The following is a 19,143-nucleotide window of genomic DNA, read 5'->3' on the forward strand; positions in this document are numbered from 1 at the left end:
CATTAAGTCATCGCGCCTTGGTGCAGCTTCACCAAACGGGCTTTCGATTTCGGCGCTCAGTCTTTCCGATGCGAGACAATTTTCGAATGCCTGTGGCAACTACATCGACGCTCGAACAGAAATTGCGTAATTTATATTGACCGTAAAATATGCAGAAAGGCATTGTCTAGGGGAGCCGTAGGAAGGACTTGAGAGCCCTTCCTATTCGTCTCCGATAGGCATGCATGTCTGAGAGACAGGCCGATCGTGGAGAAACAATTAGACCTGAATTTTGGAAGGTATTTCTGTGACCGTAACCTTTGCCGAAGCTCTTGCTCCCCTCTCTAAGCGCATGCCGCGCCCAGTGCGTGACATCGAAATCCTGCGGATAGCGACCCATTTGGACGGTGACGATTTTAATGCCTCGGCTAGGATGGCCCGAGAGGCTGTTCTGAAATGGGCGTCATCGCGTAAGAGGGCAGGTGGAACCTTCCCTGAAGAGGCATGGGATCACACCGACTTCGAACTTCTAGCAGGCGGGCGAAACAGCACGGCGGTCAGGTTCCTGACCGACACCGCAGATCTTTGGTCATTGCGTGCTGAAGTGCCCGACGAAAATGTGCCTGGGCGGGTCTGGACCAATGAGATTGTCATCGGAGGAGAAATCGGAAAACGCCCGCATCTTAGCTTGCGGCTCATCGTCAGCACAACCGAGCCAAATCTCAATATCGAACACCATGTGCCCGGTCCAGTTTTACAAATTGCGACAGCTCCTGGGCTGTTGCGAGGCGGCAGGACACTCGCCGCTTCTCCCAGCACGCTTCGGAACGAAAATGACGCCCAAGACCTGTGCGATCACCTCGAAGACCCGGAACGTCGTCTGTCTATCATTGTCGTGGCGCTTCCGGAGGGAGAGGTTAGCGCTCCTTTAATCAATGATAGCGAAGTAGCGCGCGCATTGACCGGACTTGTAAGGGTAGTTCGTGTTCCGGCTGAGCTTACATGGGTCTTGACCAAACGCTTCGGCAAGTTGAGGTCTGTTTTCGACGGCGCTGTCCGGGTCTACCTTCCCGGTTTCTCAAGTTCCGATGATCCTTACCGCCATCGCTTGTTTTTGGCGACATGGCTGCAAAAAGATGAAAACGCTGCCCGTTGCGGCCTTTGGTTGCGCCGTATTGTCGCCGATCTGAGCATTTCATCTACAAGACTTGGCAAGGACGTCGTTGAATTTTCCGCCGTCCGGACCGCCAGTCGCCGTTTACGCAAAGACAGCCTTGCTGAACAGAAGGCTCCAGACGCTGAGCTTCTATCCCTTGCGCAAGAGCTAATAGACGATCTTGAAAAGCGGGTCGCCTCGAAAGAAAAGGAGATCGGGGATTACGTCGCCGAAGTTGGAATCGCCGAAGATCGCGCCACGGCTGCAGAACAAGAAAACCGTTCGCTTCTTTTCAAAATCAGGCAGTTGCAGGGTGCGTTGGCAGACGGAGCCGAGGCACCGACCACCGAACCGCCCCTTCCACAAGCTTGGTCGGAGTTTTCTGATTGGCTCGATCAGACTTTTCCTGATCGTGTTGTCCTTACGCCGACCGCTCGGCGGTTGGTTCGAAATCCGGAGTTTGAGGATGTCGGAACTGTTGCGCGAGCTATAAGTTGGCTTGCAACGGACCAACACCTGCGCCGGCTAAATGGAGGAGGCAGCACTCGCGATGAAGTAATTGAGCCGGGTATACTGAATGCCTATTGCGGCGGCGATACCTATGAGACTGTTTGGCAGGGAAGGCGCTACGAGGTGGATCAGCATGTGAAGAATGGCGGAAACAGCCACGACCCGAAGCGGTGCCTTCGCATCTACTACTTCTGGGAGCCGGATTTGCAGCAAACGGTAATCGACCATCTACCAGCGCATCGCCGCACCAGTGCGACATGATAGGCGTTAGCTGGTCAGCTGCATAGGAAGTGCAGCCACCGACCGCTTTCCGCCCTGCGTGACTGACTCAAAGCCTCGGATCAGGGGCGCGGGGCAGGTCCGCTTCGGGGCTGGGACCGGCCATCCGCTGCGCCCGGCGTGAACGGCAGCTCAGGGCCGAACAGGTCGACGCGGCGGCGCTGCCCCCAAGAAAGGCTCGCCGCGCCGCCGCATGGCCGCTTCGAGCCCAAGTCTACCATGCGGCTAGGTATTGCCTCCTAGGCTCCAGACTCATTGAGTTTCACAACCAGAACAAGACGGTTGCTGCGAGCATGATCGCTGAGAAGAAGGTTTCCGGGCGGCGGTCATAGCGGGGTGCGACGCGCCGCCAGTCCTTGAGGCGGCCGAACATGATCTCGATGCGGTTGCGCCGTTTGTAGCGCCGCTTGTCGTATTTGATGGCCTTCTTGCGGGACTTCCGGCCCGGGATGCAGACCTTTATCCCCTTGTCTTTCAACGCTTCTCTAAACCAATCGGCGTCATAGCCCCGATCAGCCAACAGCCTGCCCGCTTTCGGCAGGCTACTCGGCAAAGCCCCTGCACCTGTGTAATCGCTGAACCACCATAATCCGCGTCATAGGAAGTCGATGGATTGTCGGTGCCGCGATAGGCGAGGACGGTCTTATTCGCGAGGTCTTCGGGGCCGGTTGCGTCGATGCTGTAGGCGAGGGCGTAGAAGCCGGCGGTTTTGGCGGGTGAGGATTCTTCAGGAGCAGCTTCAGGATCCTTGAATACGGCTTCTGAGTCGATCGAAAGGTGAGCGTCACCAACGGACTCACCATCACTATTCACACCCGCTCCATAGCCCCTGTTGTAGGAATCCATAGACAAAATCGCCAAAAGCAGTTCCTTGGAAATCGTCATGAGCCGCTACCTCTGAAAATCAGTTCGATTGAGCTTGCCAAGCAAACTCTGGAAATACGGAGCACTTATCCCGCTCGCGAGTGCTTCCTTATGAATTCGTCCCCACTCGACGAAGAAGGGTTGGGGCAACACCCCCTCGACCACGCCCGTCGTCACTGGCGCTTCCGTGATCTCCAGCGTCACCGCGCTCAGGCTCACCCCGGGGCCGAAACTCGCCGCCAGGTCCTGCGGATCCACCTGCATCACCGTCTTCGGGTCGGATACGTCGCCAAAGGTCACCAGAACCGGATAGAACCGGCGCGGCACTTCGCGCGTCTCGCGCAGCTTCACGAGTTTCGCGACGACCTTTTCCTTCGAGGCGCCCGGGAAGAACACCCGAAAGGCGCTCGGATCGCCCAGCAAGGCGAAAAGATAGCGCCCCGGCGCCACCTCCAGCACCACCGCCTCGCCCTGACAGGCCCGGCCGTCGCCCATTCCCCGCGCCTCCGGCAGCCAGAGCGCCCCGTACCGACGCGTCGCCTCGCAGGCCACCACGCTCGAGGCGGCTTTCGGGCCCGCGGGGGTGTTCACCACCAAGGTCAGGCGCTGATGCCAGTACCAGCGCTCCTCGTTGCAGCCTGCGAGCACGAGAAGCACGAGCGCGGCAAGCGTGGGGAGCAGGGCGCGGCGCCTCTGTGCGCCGCGCTCTCGATGCCACGCGCGCGGCATGCACCGTCGCGCGCCGCGAGCGGAAGGATGACCAGCATCAGGGAGCATCATGCATCCGCGGTAAAATCTCATGGTCTAAATCTATCGGTCATGCTCGCGATTCATACTGGTGAATTTTGTGGGATAATCCAGTGTCAGCTTCTACGGCTTGTTGGGCAGCGTTGTTCCCTGGGACGAAGGTCGGCTAAGAGCCAAACAGGTCGACGCGGCGGCGCTGCCCCCAAGAAAGGCTCGCCGCGCCGCCGCATGGCCGCTTCGAGCCCATTGCGGACGTTGCTGCGAACGTATCAAGGTTCTATCCTCGGAGAATGGATAAGCACGAAGCATCACTCATCATCGGCCAAAATGCCGTTGTCAGCCCCTATTACTCAGACCAGTCGTTCGTCGGACGGCTGCACGAAGAGAAAATTTGGGATCATTCTCTTTTTCGCCAACTTTCCGAGGCTATCAATATCCATGCAGGCAAGGAGGTAGGCCAAGAAATAAGAGAAATGGCCTTTGACATTTACTCGTATGTTGTGGGCACAAGCTTGCTGGGACATACCGACCCTAACGACTGCTTTAGAATTAGCAACGTAGGGAACGACCAGCTCTACGAGCTTCGCAGTGACGTTGAGTTGGTCTTTCATCGGCTACTTGGATCTCGAAAGCACTGACTGATCGTCTGCAAGGTCCCGCACCGCCGACCTTCACCCACGAAAAATGCTGCGCGATGCACGAATGGCTGGTTCGGTGAAGCTGCACCGCGGAGATCGGCAAGGGACTGAAAGGCAGCTCAGGGCCGGGGGCGTCGATTCGGCGGCGCGGGCCTCAAGACAGTCATGCCGCGACGCCGCATGGCCGCTTCGAAGCCTTTAGCCGCCGAAGAGGACAGCCCACTCCATGTAAGCCAAGCCACAACCTAGCGTGGCGATGAGGGCTAGAAGCACGTACTTAATGACGCTACGTTTCCTCATATTTTTGAGGATATAATCCTCGAATGCACCCAGTATAATTTCCATGTGTATCCCCTTTGCGCACATCCCATCATTTCAAGGGTGACGAGGTACAACTGTCCGCTTCGTCCCGCATCAGCGACATTCGCCCCGGATTTTGCTGCACAATGCCACGACCGACCGCTTCGGGGAAGCTGCACCGCGGCGGCGACGCATGCTCGACCGTCGGCTCAGGGCCGGGTACGTCGATCGCGCAAGGCGCGCCTCCCCATCTGCGACGGCCGTGACCTGCGCGTCGCGTTGCTCCTCACGTGGGCAGCGAACGGCGGTTATTGCCGAATACGTCACCGACGTCCATTCGAGAAAGCGCCACTATCTCTCACGCCCTCGGCTCCACGTCCTTCCAGTGCTTGTGCTTCGGCAATGCCTTTGCGCGCCGGGCGGCCTCAGCAATCGTGACAGGCGCATAATTCCAGACATCGACGCCGACATTGAGACTTTTGGCGCTGCCTTGCCAGTTCCCATGAACGTGCCCTAACAGGTGCAGCGCGCCTTTCCTTGCGCCGTTCCACGTCATCATCGGGTAGTGGCACAGCGTGACCGGCAGATCCGCTGCGAGACCTTCGACCTCGGCAAGCAGGGACACGCTGCCCCACGGCAGCGCCTGCGTCAGCGGGCCGTCGTGATTGCCGACGATCAGGTGCCGCCGCGCGCCCGGAAGCTGACCGAAGAGCGCGAGCAGCCAGTCGGGATCCTTCGCCTTCGGGCCGAAGGCGAAATCGCCGATGATCCAGAGGTCGCCCTCCGGCCCGACCTTCTGCCGGAGCGCCTCGATCAGCGTGACGTCCATATGTGCGGTGTCGCGGAACGGGCGCCGGGCATTGGCGATGATGCTCTCATGCCCGAAATGGAGGTCGGCGGTGGTCCAGAAGGTCATGGGGATTGGTCTCAGAGGGAAGCCGACCCCGTCTGGCCGCACATCGAGTGCGCGCAAACACGATCCGGATGCCGTCATGTTCAACGCAGAGCGTATCGCCGAAGGACAGGAGGAAATTCACCGAAAGGCGGAAAACGTCGTGGAGAGGACGGCTTCTGCGCGTCAACAAACATGTTGACAGCCGATCGGGTCGCTTTCGCTCCAGATCGGCACTGTTATCTGTAAATTACAAGGAACGGCTTGGTGGAGCTGAGGGGGATCGAACCCCTGACCTCATCATTGCGAACGATGCGCTCTCCCAACTGAGCTACAGCCCCTCGCCGTGGGGGGGCTTTTCGCGCTTTGGCGGGGGAATGTCAAGCGCCCCAAAACACGGGAATGAAAGATTTTTCATTTTCCGGTGTCGAAGACTTTCCGCCCCCGCCGCGCCCCCGTTTCAGGCCGTGGCGCCAAGCTTGCCGCGCACGAAGGCCACGAGATCGGCGGCCGGCCGGGCGCCTGCCGCACGCGCCACCTCACGCCCGCCGCGCAACAGCACGAAGGCCGGAATCCCCTGGATCCGGTAGCGCTGCGCCACCGTCGGGTGAGACTCGGTGTTGATCTTCGCCAGCCGCACCTGCGGCGCCAGCATCCCCGCCGCCGCCTGGAACTGCGGCGCCATCTGCCGGCAGGGCCCGCACCAGGGCGCCCAGAAGTCGACGAGCAGCGGCAGGTCGTCCTTTTCCGCCTTCATCAGGGTCTCGGTCTCGATCTCGGTCACCTTGCCCGAGATCAGCGGCGCGCCGCAGACGCCGCATTTCGGCCCCGCGACCAGCCGGTCGGCGGGAACCCGGTTTGCCTGTCCGCATTCGAGACAGGTCACGCGCATCGATTCGGCCATGTTTGCCTCCGTTGCATTCGACTTGCCGAATATATTGGAAGCGGCGGGCGGCAATGCAAGGAGAGGCGCACCGGCGAGATGGCCGCGAAGATCACCGGGCGCGCCGCCCGGCGGCCCCCGCGCGGGAGCGAGGTTCGGCAACAGCGCCGGCGGTGACGGCGCCAGGGGGCGCTGCCCCCTCGGCCCTGCGGGCCTCACCCCCGGGATATTTGCGGCAATTGGAAGCGGAAAGGGGAAGGTTTCCCCTCCCCTTCCATCCGGTCTTTTTCTTGGCGCAAATACTCCGGGGGTCCGGGGGCAGCGCCCCCGGCCTGTCCTACATCCAGTCCTCGACCGGCGGGCAGGTGCACACCAGATGCCGGTCGCCATAGACGTTGTCGACCCGGCCGACGGGCGGCCAGTACTTGTCCTCGCGGAAGGCGCCGGGCGGGAAGCAGCCCTGTTCGCGGCTGTAGGGCCGGTCCCAGTCGGCCACCAGATCCTCGACCGTGTGCGGCGCACGGCGCAGCGGGCTGTCCTCGGCGCCGATCCGGCCCGCGGCGACGTCGTCGATCTCGGCCCGGATCGCCTCCATCGCGGTGATGAAGCGGTCAAGCTCGGCCTTGGTTTCCGATTCCGTCGGTTCGACCATCAGCGTGCCGGCCACCGGCCAGCTCATCGTCGGCGCGTGGAAGCCGTTGTCGACGAGCCGCTTCGCGATATCGTCGACCGTCACCCCCACCTCGGCGAAGGCGCGGGTGTCGAGGATGCACTCATGCGCCACCCGGCCGCGGTTGCCCATGAAGAGGATCGGATAGGCAGGCTTCAGCCGCGCCGCGATGTAATTCGCGTTCAGGATCGCGACCCGCGTCGCCTGGGTGAGCCCCGCACCGCCCATCATCAGGCAATAGGCCCAGGAGATCAGCAGGATCGAGGCCGAACCATAGGGCGCGGCACTCACCGGCCCCTCGACGCCGCCGACCTCCGGGTGGCCCGGCAGATGTGGCGCGAGATGCGCCTTCACCCCGATCGGCCCCATGCCCGGGCCGCCGCCGCCATGCGGAATGGCGAAGGTCTTGTGCAGGTTGAGGTGGCTGACGTCGCCGCCGATCTCTCCGGGCTTCACCAGACCCACCAGCGCGTTCATGTTCGCGCCGTCGATATAGACCTGCCCGCCGTGCTCATGGGTGATCTCGCACACCCGCTTCACCGTCTCCTCGAAGACGCCATGGGTCGAGGGATAGGTGATCATGCAGGCGGCCAGAGTGTCCCCCGCCTCGGTCGCCTTCGCGGCGAAATCCTCGAGGTCGATGTCACCGTTCGGCGCGGCCTTCACCACGACAACCTGCATCCCCGCCATATGCGCCGAGGCCGGGTTGGTGCCATGCGCCGAGACCGGGATCAGGCAGACGCGACGGTGCCCCTCGCCGCGCGCGCGGTGCCAGGCGGCGATCGTCATCAGCCCGGCATATTCGCCCTGCGCCCCCGAGTTCGGCTGCATCGAGAAGGCGTCATAGCCGGTGATCTCGCACAGTTTCTGCTCGAGATCGGCGATCACCTCGGCATAGCCCTCGGCCTGGTTCGACGGTGCGAAGGGATGGAGCGAGGAGAACTCGGGCCAGAAGATCGGCATCATCTCGGCCGCGGCGTTGAGCTTCATCGTGCACGAGCCAAGCGGGATCATCGCGCGGTCAAGCGCGAGGTCGCGGTCCGAGAGCCGGCGCATGTAGCGCATCATCTCGCTTTCCGCCCGGTTCATGTGGAAGACCGGGTGGGTGAGATAGGCGCTTTGCCGCAGCATCGTCTCGGGGAAGCCGAGCGCAACCGTTTCCGGCGCGGGTTCGGCGATGCCGAAGGCGTCGAGCACGCGGGCGATCACATCGCCGTCGGTGAGCTCGTCGACCGAGATGCCGACGCGGTCGCGTCCGACCTTGCGCAGGTTGATGCCGCGATGGCGCGCCGCCGCCATGATCCCCTGCTGACCGACGCCGACCTTCACCGTGATCGTGTCGAAGAAGGCCTCGGGCGCGACCTCGGCGCCGGCGGCAAGCAGCGCATCGCGCAGCCGCACCGCGTTGAAATGCACCATTTCCGCGATGCTCCGCAACCCGACCGGGCCGTGGAAGACGGCATAGAAGCTCGCCATGACGGCCAGCAGCGCCTGCGCCGTGCAGACGTTCGAGGTCGCCTTCTCGCGGCGGATGTGCTGTTCGCGGGTCTGCAGGCTGAGCCGATAGGCCTTGTTGCCGCGGCTGTCGATCGAGACGCCGACGATGCGGCCAGGCATCGCGCGCTTGAGCTCGTCGCGCGTTGCCATGAAGGCCGCGTGCGGGCCGCCATAGCCCATCGGCACGCCGAAGCGCTGCGCCGAGCCCACCGCGATATCGGCCCCCATCGCGCCCGGCTCCTTCAGCAGGCACAGCGCCAGCAGGTCGGTGGCGACCACCGCCAGGGCCTTCGCCGCGTGGAGTTTCTCGATCAGCCCCGTGAAGTCGCGGACATGGCCATGGGAGCCCGGATACTGGAAGATCGCGCCGAAGACCTGCTCGGGAACCAGCGCCTCGGGCTCGCCCTTGATGATCTCGATGCCGAGCGGCAACGCCCGGGTCTCGATCACGCCGATCGTCTGCGGATGCAGGTTCACGTCGACGAAGAAGGCGCGCGCCTTCGATTTCGCCGCGCGCTCGGCCATGGTCATCGCCTCGGCCGCCGCGGTCGCCTCGTCAAGAAGCGAGGCGTTCGCCACCGGCAGGCCGGTGAGGTCCGCCACCATCGTCTGGTAGTTCAGCAGCGCCTCGAGCCGGCCCTGCGCGATCTCCGGCTGATAGGGCGTATAGGCGGTGTACCAGGCCGGGTTTTCCAGGATGTTGCGCTGGATCGCCGGCGGCGTGACCGTGCCGTAATAGCCCTGCCCGATCAGCGAGGTCATCACCCGGTTCTTCGCGGCGACCCCGCGCAGCTTTGCAAGCAGCGCGTGTTCGGTCATCGGCCCCCAGCTCAGCGGACGCGTCTGCCGGATCGCGGCGGGCACCGTCTCGTCGATCAGCGCCTCGAGCGAGGGCACGCCCACCGCCTTCAGCATCTCGGCCATCTCGGCCGGGCTCGGCCCGATATGGCGGCGGTTGGCGAAATCGTAGGTATCGTAGGAGGTGGGCGTGAACATGGGATTAACCGATGAAATCCTTGTAATCCTCTTCCGACATGAAGCCGTCGAGCTGCTCCATGTCCTCGACCTTCATCTTGAAGAACCACGCGCCGAGCGGGTCCTCGTTGACGAGGCCGGGGTTGTCGGAAAGTGCCTCGTTCACCGCGACGATCTCGCCATCGACCGGGGCGAGGATGTCGGAGGCCGCCTTGACCGATTCGATCACACAGATCTCGTCGCCCCTGGCGACCTTGGTCTCGGGCTCGGGCAGCTCGACGAAAACCACGTCGCCCAGCTGTTCCGAGGCATGCTCAGTGATGCCGACAACCACGAGGTCGCCCTCGACGCGCAGCCATTCGTGCTCTTCGGTGAATTTGATCGTCATCTCGGGGGCTCCTCAGCGTTTGTAGGAATGGGGATGGAAGGGCATCGGGGCGATGCGGGCGGGGTGACGCTTGCCGCGCACCTCGCCATAGACGAGCGTGCCCTCGGCCAGCGTGGCCGGCAGATAGGCCATCGCCATCGGCGCGTTGATCGAGGGGCCGAAACCGCCCGAGGTGACGCGGCCAAGCGCCGCGCCGCCGCTCTCTGCGGCGAAGATCTCGGTGCCCTCGCGCATCGGCGCGCGGCCCTCGGGGCGCAGGCCGACGCGGCGGCGTTCGGGGCCCTGCGCCAGCTCGGCAAGGATCCGCTCGGCGCCCGGGAAGCCGCCGGCGCGCGCGCCGCCCGTGCGGCGCGCCTTCTGGATCGCCCAGGCAAGCCCCGCCTCGACGGGCGAGGTGGTGGTGTCGATGTCATGGCCATAAAGGCACAGCCCGGCCTCGAGCCGCAGGCTGTCGCGCGCGCCAAGACCGATCGGCGCGACCTCGGCCATCGCGAGAAGCGCACGGGCGAACCCCTCGGCGCGCGCTTCGGGCAGCGAGATCTCGAACCCGTCCTCGCCGGTATAACCCGAACGCGAGATCCAGAGCTCCGCGCCCTCCCAGGAAAGCGTCGCGACCTCCATGAAGCGCATCGCGGCCACACCCGGCACCAGCCGCGCCAGCGCCGTCTCGGCCGCCGGCCCCTGCAGCGCCAGCAGCGCGCGGTCGGCGATCACCTCGACGCCCGGCACATGGGCGCGCAGATGCGCGATATCGGCCTCGGCACAGGCGGCGTTCACCACGAGAAACAGATGATCGCCGCGGTTCGCCACCATCAGGTCATCGAGAATGCCGCCCGCGGCATCGGTGAACATCGCATAGCGCTGCCGGTTCAGGCCGAGCCCCGCGATATCGACCGGCACCAGCGCCTCGAGCGCGGCGACCGCGCCCGCGGGCAGGATCACCTGCCCCATGTGGCTGACATCGAACAGCCCCGCCGCGGCGCGGGTGTGCAGATGCTCCTTCAGCACCCCCATCGGATATTGCACCGGCATCTCCCAGCCGGCGAAGGGCACCATCTTCGCCCCAAGCTCGAGATGCAGATCGAAAAGCGGCGTCCGCTTCAGGCCGGTTTCACGGGCCATGTCACACTCTCTTTCAGCCGGAAAAGCCCCGGCACCGAATCCCATGGCCTTTCGGCCCGCTCGATGCCCCCTCTGTCCCAACCCGTTGCCGGGCGCCTGAGATCGTTATCCCTTCGGCGGGCCCCCGTGTCCGGGTGCCTCTCTCCAGAGTCGTTGATCAGGTCGGTCCTTTTGCCTGAGAGTTTACCGGGGCGGTTGCTCCTTCGGCACCGGCGCGTGGCCGGCTTCTCCCGTTCCTGACGTCTCTTCCGATAGCCGAAGCCCCCCGTATCTGGCAAGCAAGAAAACGGATGCGACGCTTTACAGAAAAAAGCGACATTCCTGTCAGGAAAAAAGCCATGAAAAAAGGGCGCCGAGCGCGCCCCTTTCATCTTGGCAAAAATACCTCGGGGGTGAGGCCCGACGGGCCGAGGGGGCAGCGCCCCCTGCCCCGGCCGGGGGCCCGGCGCGGCCTCAGCCCTTCGCCCGCACCCGGTGCAGCAGCGGCAGCAGATCGGCCATCTCGGGCCCGTGCGACTGCCCGGTCAGCGCCTTGCGCAGCGGCATGAAGAGGCCCCGCCCCTTGCGCCCGGTCGCGGCCTTCACCTGCGCCGTCCACTCGCCCCAGGTCCCGGGGCCGAAGGGCGGCTCGGGCAGAAGCGCCAGCGCCGTCGCGACGAACTCGGCATCCTCGGGCTCGATCACCGGCTCGGCGCCGTTCAGGCACAGATCCGCCCAATGGCCGAGATCGTCGAGCCGGTCGATGTTGTGCGAGGCGACGCGCCAGAACGCCTCGGCCTGCGCGGCGGGAATGCCGAGCGCCGCGATCCGCTCGGCCACCGCGGCGAAGGGCAGATGCTGGTTGCGCGCGCGGGTCAGCGGGATGAGCTCGGCCGCGTCGAACTTCGTCGGCGCCGCGCCGAACTGGCTCAGCTCGAACCCTTCGGCCAGCTCCTCGAGCGACATCTTCAGCTCGACCGGCTGGCTCGAGCCGAGCCGCGCCATCATCGACAGCAGCGCCTCGGGCGCGATCCCCTGTGCGCGCAGATCGCGGATCGACAGCGCGCCAAGCCGCTTCGACAGCTCCTCGCCCTGCGGCCCGGTCAGCAGCGAATGATGCGCGAAGGCCGGCGGCTCGGCACCGAGCGCGCGGATGATCTGGATCTGCGTCGCGGTATTCGTCACATGGTCGGCGCCGCGCACGATATGGGTCACCCCCATGTCGGCATCGTCGACCGGCGAGGCGAAGGTATAAAGCACCTGCCCCGAGGTCTTCACCAGCACCGGGTCCGAGACCGAGGCTGCGTCGATCGAGATCGGGCCGAGGATGCCGTCCGCCCACTCGATCCGCTCCTGATCGAGGGCGAAGCGCCAATAGCCCTCGCGGCCCTCGGCGCGCAGCGCGGCCTTCTCGGCCTCGCCCAGCGTCAGCGCGGCGCGGTCATAGACCGGCGGGCGTCCCATGTTGAGCTGCTTCTTGCGCTTGAGGTCAAGCTCGGTCGGGGTCTCGAAACACTCATAAAGCCGGCCCGCGGCGCGCAGCTGATCGGCCACCTCGGCATAGCGGTCGAGCCGGCGCGACTGCGCCTCCTCGCGGTCCCACTCGATGCCGAGCCACTCGAGATCCGCCTTCAGCGCGTCGATGTATTCCTGTTTCGAGCGTTCCCGGTCGGTGTCGTCGATGCGCAGGATGAAGGTGCCGCCGGCCTTGCGGGCAAGCAGATAGTTCATCAGCGCGGTGCGCAGGTTGCCGACATGGATGTAGCCGGTCGGCGACGGGGCGAAACGGGTCACGATGGTCATCGGGGGGCCTCCTGTGGGCCCCTGCTCTTTCACAACCGGCCGTTCTTGTCCATATCGGGGGCAGGACCGGCACGGCGGAGGACAGGATGACGGCACGCTGGAAGGATTGCGAGGCGCCCTCGCTCGACGACATCGCGGCGATGGCCGAGGCCGCGCGCGCCGCCCTGCCCGAGGCATTCCGCGGCCCGGCCGCGGCGGTGGTGCTGCGGATCGAGGATTTCGCCGCGGACAAGTTGCTCGACGAGCTCGAGATCGAGGACGCCTTCGAGCTGACCGGGCTTTATGACGGCATCCCGATGACGCAGAAATCGGTGATGGACCCGGGCGGGCCCGACGTGATCTGGCTGTTTCGCCGCGCGATCCTCGACGAATGGGCGGCGCGCGGCGACGTCGCGCTCGATGCGCTGGTGGCCCATGTCTTCGTGCACGAGCTCGCCCATCACTTCGGCTGGTCGGATGGCGATATCGCCGCGATCGACCGCTGGTGGGAGTGAGCGCGGCTTGCCGGGGCGGGCCATGGCCCTAGCTTGAGCCGAAACCCGCCCGGAGGACCGACGATGACGCCCCCGACCCGCCGCGCTGCCCTTGCCGGCGTTGCCGCCCTGCCCCTCGCCTCGGCCCTGCCGCAGCCGGCCGCGGCGACCGAAACGCCTCCGCCGGCGATCGCGCCCTGGCGGCGGATGCGGCTTGGCGATTTCACCGTGACCATGCTGCTGGCGGGCCAGCGACCGATCGAGGCGCCGCATGGCACCTTCGGCCTGAACGTCTCGGACGAGACCTTCGCCGCCGCCAGCGCCGCGGCCTTCCTGCCCGCCGACCGCGCGCTCAATTCCTTCACCCCGGTGCTGGTCGAGACCGGCAGCGAGACCGTGCTCTTCGACACCGGGCTCGCCCCCGAGGGGGTGCTGGCGGCACTTGTCGCCGCCGGCCACGCGCCCGAGGACGTCACCCTCGTCGTGCTCACCCATCTGCACGCCGATCACATCGGCGGGCTCAGTGACGGCGGCGTGCCCACCTTCCCGAAGGCGCGCTGCGTCACCGGCCGGATCGAGTGGGAACACTGGTCCGCCGCCGGCAACGAGACCGTCGAGACCCGGGTGCGCCCGCTCGCCCGCCGCTTCAGCTTTCTCGAGGACGGCGACACGGTGGTGCCCGGCATCACCGCGACGCTCGCCCCGGGCCACACGCCGGGGCACATGGTGTTCCGCCTCGACAGCGCCGGGCGCGCGCTGATGCTGACCGCCGACACCGCGAACCATTACGTCTGGTCGGTCGGCCACCCCGACTGGGAGGTGCGCTTCGACAGCGACCGCGCCCAGGCGATTGCCACCCGCAAGCGCGTGCTGGGCGCGATCGCGGCCGAACGGATCCCGTTCATCGGCTATCACATGCCGTTCCCCGGGGCCGGGTTTCTCGAGCCGACGGCGGACGGTTTTCGGTTCGTCCCGGTGAGCTATCAGCTCGACCTCTGACAGGTGCCGCACTGCGGCGATAGCGCTTGGAACAGGGCAGCGGACCTGCCATGATCGCGGCACTTGCCGCGCGCGAAACACCCGGGGAGATTGCATGCCCGCGATCCTGACCATCACGCTCAACCCGACGGTCGACATTGCGATCACCGCCGATCACGTGGCGCCCGAGCGCAAGCTGCGCTGTTCGCGCCCCGATACCGACCCGGGCGGCGGCGGCATCAACGTCAGCCGCGCGATCTCGGCGCTTGGCGGCCATTCGACCGCCTTCGTCGCGCTTGGCGGGCCGACCGGGGACAAGGTGATGCACCTGCTGGCCGAGCAGGGGATCGGGCTGTCGCCCTTCCCCGCACCCGGCGAGACGCGGCAAAGCCTGACTGTCACCGACGCCTCGACGGGCGAGCAGTACCGTTTCGTCATGCCCGGGCCGGAATGGTCGAAGCGCGACGTGACCAAGGTGCTCGACCGGATCGGCCGGGCCGCGCCCGAGGGGGGGATCGTGGTGCTCTCGGGCAGCCAGCCGCCGGGCGTGCCCGCGGATTTCCCGGCACGGCTCGCCACCCGGATCGCCCGCACCCAGGCGCGCTTCTTCCTCGACACCTCGGGCAAGGCACTGCATGCGCTGCTGAGCTCGGGGGCGAAGCCGGCCGACGTGCTGCGGATGGACGATCTCGAGGCCGAGGAGCTGGCCGGCCATCCGCTGCCCAGCCGCACTGACAGCGCCGATTTCGCCGAGAGCCTGGTGAACCGCGGCATCGCCCATGCGGTGATCGTGGCGCGCGGCGCGGATGGCAATGTGCTTGCCACCGCCGCGGGCCGCTGGGTGGCGCAGGCCTTTCCGGACGAGGTGATCTCGAAGGTCGGCGCGGGGGACAGCTTCGTCGCGGCCTTCTCGCTCGCCCGCACCCGCGGCCTGCCGCAGCCCGAGGCGCTGCGCTGGGGCGCGGCGGCGGCGGCGGCGGCGGTGATGACCGAGGCCACCGACCTGTGCGAGCTGCACACGGTGAAACGGCTGCTGCGCTCGACCACGCTCACCGAGATCTGAGCGCGCGCGGGGCAGGAGAAGGGGGCGCTGCCCCCTCGGCCCTTCGGGCCTCACCCCCGGGATATTTGGAGCAATTGGAAGCCAAGGGCCGGGGTCCGGCCGGATTTCCGGCGCTCAGAAGCTCGGCGGGGTGCAGGCGCTGACCACGGTGCAGGGCTCGCGCCCCGGGTTGCGGAAGCGGTGCGGCAGCGGGCTGGCAAAAGCATAGGCATCGCCCGGGCCGAGGATCTTGCGTTCGCCGTCGACCGTCACCTCGAGCCGGCCGGTCAGGATGATGCCGATCTCCTCGCCCTGATGGCTGAGCGCCACCTTGCCGGTGTCGGCGCCGGGCTGGTAGGTTTCATGCAGCATCTGCAACAGCCGCCCCGCCCCCGCCTCACCGATCTGGCGATAGGAGATCTTGCCCTTGCCGATCTCGACCAGGTCCTCGGCCGCGAAGAAGAAGCGCCGCTCGGTTTCCGGGGTGAAGGCGAAGAATTCCGCCAGCCCGATCGGCAACCCGTCGAGGATGCGCTTGAGCGCCCCGACCGAGGGGTTCGCGCGCCCCGATTCGATCAGCGAGATCGTCGAATTCGGCACGCCGACCCGGCGCGCCAGCTCGCGTTGCGAGAGCCCGCGCGCGGCGCGCAGCGCCCGCAACCTGCCGCCGACGTCCACATCCATCGCCCCGCCCCGTTCCGCTTGTTCGACATTCGCAAAACATCCCTGATCGCGCACGCGAAATCAAGGACTTGGCTAGAGCGGAAAAAGGATTGTTGCAGGCACCGGAAAGTGGCTTCCTTGCAGGTAGACACCTTTCCCCCGAACGCACGGACCGAGTCCCATGAACAAGCTCACCAACGATCTTTCCCACGTCACCGAGGCCGACCGCGCCAACGTCTGGCACCACCTGCTGCAGCACAAGTCGCTTGAGACCACCGACCCGCGCATCATCGTCAAGGGCCAGGGCCTGCGGATCTGGGACCAGCACGGCGCCGAATTCATCGACGCGGTCTCGGGCGGGGTCTGGACGGTGAACGTCGGCTATGGCCGCGAGAGCATCGCCAACGCGATCCGCGACCAGCTGATCGAGCTGCCCTATTGGGCGGGCAGCGGCGGCACCATCCCGGGCGCGCTGTTCTCGGAAAAGCTGCTCGCCAAGATGCCGGGGCTGAGCCGGGTCTATTACGCGAACTCGGGCTCGGAAGCGAACGAGAAGGTCTTCAAGATGGTGCGCCAGATCTCGGCGCGGCTGCATGGCGGCAAGAAGTCGAAGATCCTCTACCGCGAGCGCGACTATCACGGCGCCTCGATCGGCACGCTTGCGGCCTGCGGCCAGGAGGAGCGCGCGCTGCAATACGGCCCCTATCCCGAGGGCTTCGTCTCGGTGCCGCATTGCCTTGAATACCGCGCGCAGTGGGAGGTTGAGAGCTACGGCGAACGCGCCGCCGACGCGATCGAGGAAGTGATCCTGCGCGAGGGCCCGGATACCGTGGGCCTTCTGTGCCTCGAGCCCGTCACCGCCGGCGGTGGCGTGATCGTGCCGCCGAAGGGCTATTGGCAGCGGGTGCAGGAGATCTGCAAGAAATACGACATCTTGCTGCATATCGACGAGGTCGTCTGCGGCATGGGCCGCACCGGCACCTGGTTCGGCTATCAGAACTACGGCATCCAGCCCGATTTCGTGACGATGGCGAAGGGCGTGGCCTCGGGCTATGCGGCGATCTCGTGCTGCGTGACCACCGAGGCGGTGTTCGAGCAGTTCAAGGACGCCTCGGACAAGCTGAGCTATTTCCGCGACATCTCGACCTTCGGCGGCTGCACCGCGGGCCCGGCGGCGGCGATCGAGAACATGCGCATCATCGAGGACGAGGGGCTGCTCGAGAACACCGTCGCGATGGGCGAGCGGATCATGGCGAACCTGAACGCACTGATGGAAAAGCACAAGGTGATCGGCGACGTCCGCGGCGCGGGCCTGTTCGCCGGCGCCGAGCTGGTCGCCGACCGCGCCACCAAGGAGCCGATGGCCGAGGCCGAGGTTTCCCGCGTGGTGGCCGAGGGGGCGAAGCGCGGCGTGATGTTCGGCATGACGAACCGCTCGCTCACCGGCTTCAACAACACGCTGTGCTTCAGCCCGGCGCTGATCGCGACGCCCGATGACATCGACGCGATCACCGATGCCGTCGACGGCGCGCTGACCGCCGTCTTCGGCTGATCCCGACCCCCGCTGAGACAAAAAAGCCCCGGCGGAGACGCCGGGGCTTTTGCTTGTCGGTTCGCCCGCCTCAGCGGGTGTCGCGCCAGCGGTTCACCATCGGGTAGCGGCGATCAAGCCAGAAGGCGCGGGTCGTCAGCCGCGGCCCGGGCGCCGACTGGAACCGCTTCCATTCCGAGATGTAGAGCAGGTGCTCGACCCGCTTCACCGTGGCGCGGTCGAAGCCCGCGGCGACGATCTCGGCCACCGACTGATCACGCTCGACCAGCCGTTCAAGGATCGCGTCGAGCACCTCATAGGGCGGCAGGCTGTCCTCGTCCTTCTGGTTGTCGCGCAGCTCGGCGCTTGGCGGCTTGTCGATGATCGCGGGCGGGATCACCTCGCCCGCCGGGCCCTGCATCCACGGCCGGTGGTTCGCATTGCGCCAGCGGCAGGTCTCGAAGACGCGGGTCTTGTAGAGGTCCTTGATCGGGTTGTAGCCCCCCGCCATGTCGCCATAGATCGTGCAATAGCCGACCGCGACCTCGGACTTGTTGCCGGTGGTCAGCAGCATTCCCCCGAACTTGTTCGAGAGCGCCATCAGCATCACGCCGCGCAGGCGCGACTGGATGTTCTCCTCGGTGATGTCGGGTTTCGTGCCCGCCATCAGATGGGAAAGCGCGCCGGCAACCGCGTCGCGCGGCCCCTCGATCTCGACGGTATCGAGCCGGGCGCCGAGGCGACGGGCAAGGTCCGCCGCGTCCTCGAGCGAGCCCTGCGAGGTGAAGCGCGAGGGCAGCATGACGCAATGCACGTTCGCCGCGCCGATCGCATCGGCCGCGATCGTCGCGACCAGAGCCGAGTCGATGCCGCCCGAGAGCCCCAGCACCACCTTCGAGAAGCCCGACTTGCCGAGGTAGTCGCGCAGGCCGGTGACCATCGCGGCGTAATCCTGCTCCCAGTCGGTGGGCGCCTCGGTCACCGGGCCGGCAAGCGCCCGCCAGCCGTCGGCGCCGCGCTCGAAGTCGATATGCGCCACGGCCTCCTCGAAGGCCGGCAGCTGGGCGGCCAGCGCCCCGTGCGGGTTCAGCACGAAACTGGCCCCGTCGAAGAGCTGGTCGTCCTGCCCGCCCACCATGTTCAGGTAAACGAGCGGCAGCCCGGTCTCGACCACGCGCGAAACCATCAGGTTCATCCGCAGATCGAGCTTGTTGCGATAGTAAGGTGAGCCGTTCGGCACCAGCAGGATCTCGGCCCCGGTCTCGGCCAGCGTCTCGGCGACGTCCGCATGCCAGGAATCCTCGCACACCGGCGAGCCGATGACCAGCGGGCCGACCCGGTAGGGGCCGGAGATCGGGCCGCTGTCGAAGACGCGCAGCTCGTCGAACAGGTCCACATGCGGCAGATGGTGCTTGAGGATGCGCGCGGCGACGCGGCCGTTTTCCAGCACCCACCAGGCGTTGTAATGGCCGCTCTCGTCCCACCAGGGACCGCCGATGCCCAGCGCCGGGCCGTCGATGATCTTGGTGGCGAGTTCCTCCATCGCCGCCATCGCGTCAGTGACGAAGGCGGGCTTCAGCACCAGGTCCTGGGTCTGATAGCCGGTCAGGAACATCTCGGGCAGCGCCACCATGTCGGCGCCCGCGGCGCGGCCCGCCTCCCAGGCGGCAAGCGCCTTCGCCGCATTGCCGGCGAAATCGCCGACGGTGGCGTTAAGCTGGGCGAGCGTGAGGCGGAATTTGTCGGCCATGCGGGGCTCCTCGTTCGTCTGCCC

16 protein-coding genes, 1 tRNA gene, 1 pseudogene and 1 riboswitch are annotated in these 19,143 nt (G+C 65.9%); of the genes and pseudogenes, 6 read left to right on the forward strand and 12 right to left on the reverse strand.

The window, feature by feature from the left end; all coding sequences use genetic code 11:
- Positions 1-343: 343 nt before the first annotated feature.
- Positions 344-1,906: a hypothetical protein gene (locus EOW66_RS10690; RefSeq protein ID WP_128156350.1), complete on the forward strand. Its 1,563-nt coding sequence runs from the start codon at positions 344-346 to the stop codon at positions 1,904-1,906.
- A 280-nt stretch (positions 1,907-2,186) separates the two neighbouring features.
- Here EOW66_RS10690 and EOW66_RS10695 read toward each other — a convergent pair.
- The 3 genes and pseudogenes from EOW66_RS10695 to EOW66_RS10705 all read right to left on the reverse strand — a co-directional run.
- Positions 2,187-2,501, reverse strand: a pseudogene (locus EOW66_RS10695) (transposase); the annotation flags it as partial.
- Complete coding sequence (locus tag EOW66_RS10700) at positions 2,399-2,809, reverse strand: hypothetical protein (RefSeq protein ID WP_128156351.1); 411 nt, start codon at positions 2,807-2,809, stop codon at positions 2,399-2,401. The gene EOW66_RS10700 and the pseudogene EOW66_RS10695, both read right to left, overlap by 103 nt.
- A gap of 6 nt (positions 2,810-2,815) precedes the next feature.
- A complete protein-coding gene (locus tag EOW66_RS10705; protein ID WP_164881095.1) occupies positions 2,816-3,517 on the reverse strand; it encodes a hypothetical protein in 702 nt (233 codons plus the stop codon).
- 308 nt (positions 3,518-3,825) lie between these two features.
- On the opposite strand from EOW66_RS10705, the gene EOW66_RS10715 reads away from it, so the two are divergent.
- Positions 3,826-4,173, forward strand: coding sequence for a hypothetical protein (locus EOW66_RS10715; RefSeq protein ID WP_128156354.1), 348 nt, complete (start codon positions 3,826-3,828; stop codon positions 4,171-4,173).
- A 658-nt stretch (positions 4,174-4,831) separates the two neighbouring features.
- Here EOW66_RS10715 and EOW66_RS10720 read toward each other — a convergent pair.
- The 7 genes from EOW66_RS10720 to gltX form a co-directional block, all read right to left on the reverse strand.
- Positions 4,832-5,389: a metallophosphoesterase gene (locus EOW66_RS10720; protein WP_128156355.1), complete on the reverse strand. Its 558-nt coding sequence runs from the start codon at positions 5,387-5,389 to the stop codon at positions 4,832-4,834.
- 241 nt (positions 5,390-5,630) lie between these two features.
- Positions 5,631-5,706 (reverse strand) — tRNA-Ala (locus EOW66_RS10725).
- Between the two features lie 119 nt (positions 5,707-5,825).
- Positions 5,826-6,269, reverse strand: a complete 444-nt coding sequence (trxC, locus tag EOW66_RS10730; protein ID WP_128156356.1) for a thioredoxin TrxC — start codon at positions 6,267-6,269, stop codon at positions 5,826-5,828.
- A 316-nt stretch (positions 6,270-6,585) separates the two neighbouring features.
- The gene (gcvP, locus tag EOW66_RS10735; protein WP_128156357.1) at positions 6,586-9,411 is read right to left on the reverse strand and encodes an aminomethyl-transferring glycine dehydrogenase; all 2,826 of its coding nucleotides are present in this window, start codon (positions 9,409-9,411) and stop codon (positions 6,586-6,588) included.
- A 4-nt stretch (positions 9,412-9,415) separates the two neighbouring features.
- Entirely contained in the window at positions 9,416-9,772 is a 357-nt protein-coding gene (gene gcvH / locus EOW66_RS10740; RefSeq protein ID WP_128156408.1) for a glycine cleavage system protein GcvH, read from the reverse strand.
- Between the two features lie 18 nt (positions 9,773-9,790).
- Positions 9,791-10,900, reverse strand: coding sequence for a glycine cleavage system aminomethyltransferase GcvT (gene gcvT / locus EOW66_RS10745; RefSeq protein WP_128156358.1), 1,110 nt, complete (start codon positions 10,898-10,900; stop codon positions 9,791-9,793).
- 153 nt (positions 10,901-11,053) lie between these two features.
- Positions 11,054-11,143, reverse strand: a riboswitch (glycine riboswitch).
- 210 nt (positions 11,144-11,353) lie between these two features.
- Entirely contained in the window at positions 11,354-12,682 is a 1,329-nt protein-coding gene (gene gltX / locus EOW66_RS10750; protein ID WP_128156359.1) for a glutamate--tRNA ligase, read from the reverse strand.
- An 86-nt stretch (positions 12,683-12,768) separates the two neighbouring features.
- Here gltX and EOW66_RS10755 point away from each other — a divergent pair, with 86 nt between their 5' ends.
- The 3 genes from EOW66_RS10755 (at position 12,769) to EOW66_RS10765 (ending at position 15,196) form a co-directional block, all read left to right on the forward strand.
- Positions 12,769-13,176, forward strand: a complete 408-nt coding sequence (locus tag EOW66_RS10755) for a metallopeptidase family protein (protein ID WP_128156360.1) — start codon at positions 12,769-12,771, stop codon at positions 13,174-13,176.
- A gap of 63 nt (positions 13,177-13,239) precedes the next feature.
- The gene (locus tag EOW66_RS10760; protein ID WP_128156361.1) at positions 13,240-14,154 is read left to right on the forward strand and encodes an MBL fold metallo-hydrolase; all 915 of its coding nucleotides are present in this window, start codon (positions 13,240-13,242) and stop codon (positions 14,152-14,154) included.
- A gap of 94 nt (positions 14,155-14,248) precedes the next feature.
- Complete coding sequence (locus EOW66_RS10765; RefSeq protein ID WP_128156362.1) at positions 14,249-15,196, forward strand: 1-phosphofructokinase family hexose kinase; 948 nt, start codon at positions 14,249-14,251, stop codon at positions 15,194-15,196.
- Positions 15,197-15,310: 114 nt separating this feature from the next.
- Here the strand turns inward: EOW66_RS10765 and EOW66_RS10770 are convergent, their stop codons facing one another.
- Positions 15,311-15,859: a cupin domain-containing protein gene (locus EOW66_RS10770; protein WP_128156363.1), complete on the reverse strand. Its 549-nt coding sequence runs from the start codon at positions 15,857-15,859 to the stop codon at positions 15,311-15,313.
- A 160-nt stretch (positions 15,860-16,019) separates the two neighbouring features.
- Here EOW66_RS10770 and EOW66_RS10775 point away from each other — a divergent pair, with 160 nt between their 5' ends.
- Positions 16,020-17,390 carry an aminotransferase family protein gene (locus EOW66_RS10775; protein WP_128156364.1) on the forward strand — a complete coding sequence of 457 codons (1,371 nt, stop codon included), beginning with the start codon at positions 16,020-16,022 and terminating at the stop codon, positions 17,388-17,390.
- 70 nt (positions 17,391-17,460) lie between these two features.
- Here the strand turns inward: EOW66_RS10775 and EOW66_RS10780 are convergent, their stop codons facing one another.
- On the reverse strand, positions 17,461-19,119 hold the full coding sequence (locus EOW66_RS10780) for an NAD+ synthase (protein WP_128156365.1): 1,659 nt from the start codon (positions 19,117-19,119) through the stop codon (positions 17,461-17,463).
- Positions 19,120-19,143: the final 24 nt, after the last annotated feature.

This window comes from Paenirhodobacter huangdaonensis (assembly GCF_004022465.1).
GTDB classification, from domain to species: Bacteria; Pseudomonadota; Alphaproteobacteria; order Rhodobacterales; family Rhodobacteraceae; genus Rhodobacter; species Rhodobacter huangdaonensis.

Bases quoted from the DNA above. Each gene is read 5' to 3' on its own strand.
- trxC (WP_128156356.1), bottom strand. From the start codon at position 6,269: ATGGCCGAATCGATGCGCGTGACCTGTCTCGAATGCGGACAGGCAAAC.
- gcvP (WP_128156357.1), bottom strand. From the start codon at position 9,411: ATGTTCACGCCCACCTCCTACGATACCTACGATTTCGCCAACCGCCGC.
- EOW66_RS10760 (WP_128156361.1), top strand. From the start codon at position 13,240: ATGACGCCCCCGACCCGCCGCGCTGCCCTTGCCGGCGTTGCCGCCCTG.
- EOW66_RS10705 (WP_164881095.1), bottom strand. From the start codon at position 3,517: ATGCCGCGCGCGTGGCATCGAGAGCGCGGCGCACAGAGGCGCCGCGCC.
- EOW66_RS10755 (WP_128156360.1), top strand. From the start codon at position 12,769: ATGACGGCACGCTGGAAGGATTGCGAGGCGCCCTCGCTCGACGACATC.
- EOW66_RS10775 (WP_128156364.1), top strand. From the start codon at position 16,020: ATGAACAAGCTCACCAACGATCTTTCCCACGTCACCGAGGCCGACCGC.
- EOW66_RS10765 (WP_128156362.1), top strand. From the start codon at position 14,249: ATGCCCGCGATCCTGACCATCACGCTCAACCCGACGGTCGACATTGCG.
- EOW66_RS10720 (WP_128156355.1), bottom strand. From the start codon at position 5,389: ATGACCTTCTGGACCACCGCCGACCTCCATTTCGGGCATGAGAGCATC.
- EOW66_RS10770 (WP_128156363.1), bottom strand. From the start codon at position 15,859: ATGGATGTGGACGTCGGCGGCAGGTTGCGGGCGCTGCGCGCCGCGCGC.
- EOW66_RS10700 (WP_128156351.1), bottom strand. From the start codon at position 2,809: ATGACGATTTCCAAGGAACTGCTTTTGGCGATTTTGTCTATGGATTCC.
- EOW66_RS10780 (WP_128156365.1), bottom strand. From the start codon at position 19,119: ATGGCCGACAAATTCCGCCTCACGCTCGCCCAGCTTAACGCCACCGTC.
- gltX (WP_128156359.1), bottom strand. From the start codon at position 12,682: ATGACCATCGTGACCCGTTTCGCCCCGTCGCCGACCGGCTACATCCAT.
- EOW66_RS10715 (WP_128156354.1), top strand. From the start codon at position 3,826: ATGGATAAGCACGAAGCATCACTCATCATCGGCCAAAATGCCGTTGTC.
- gcvT (WP_128156358.1), bottom strand. From the start codon at position 10,900: ATGGCCCGTGAAACCGGCCTGAAGCGGACGCCGCTTTTCGATCTGCAT.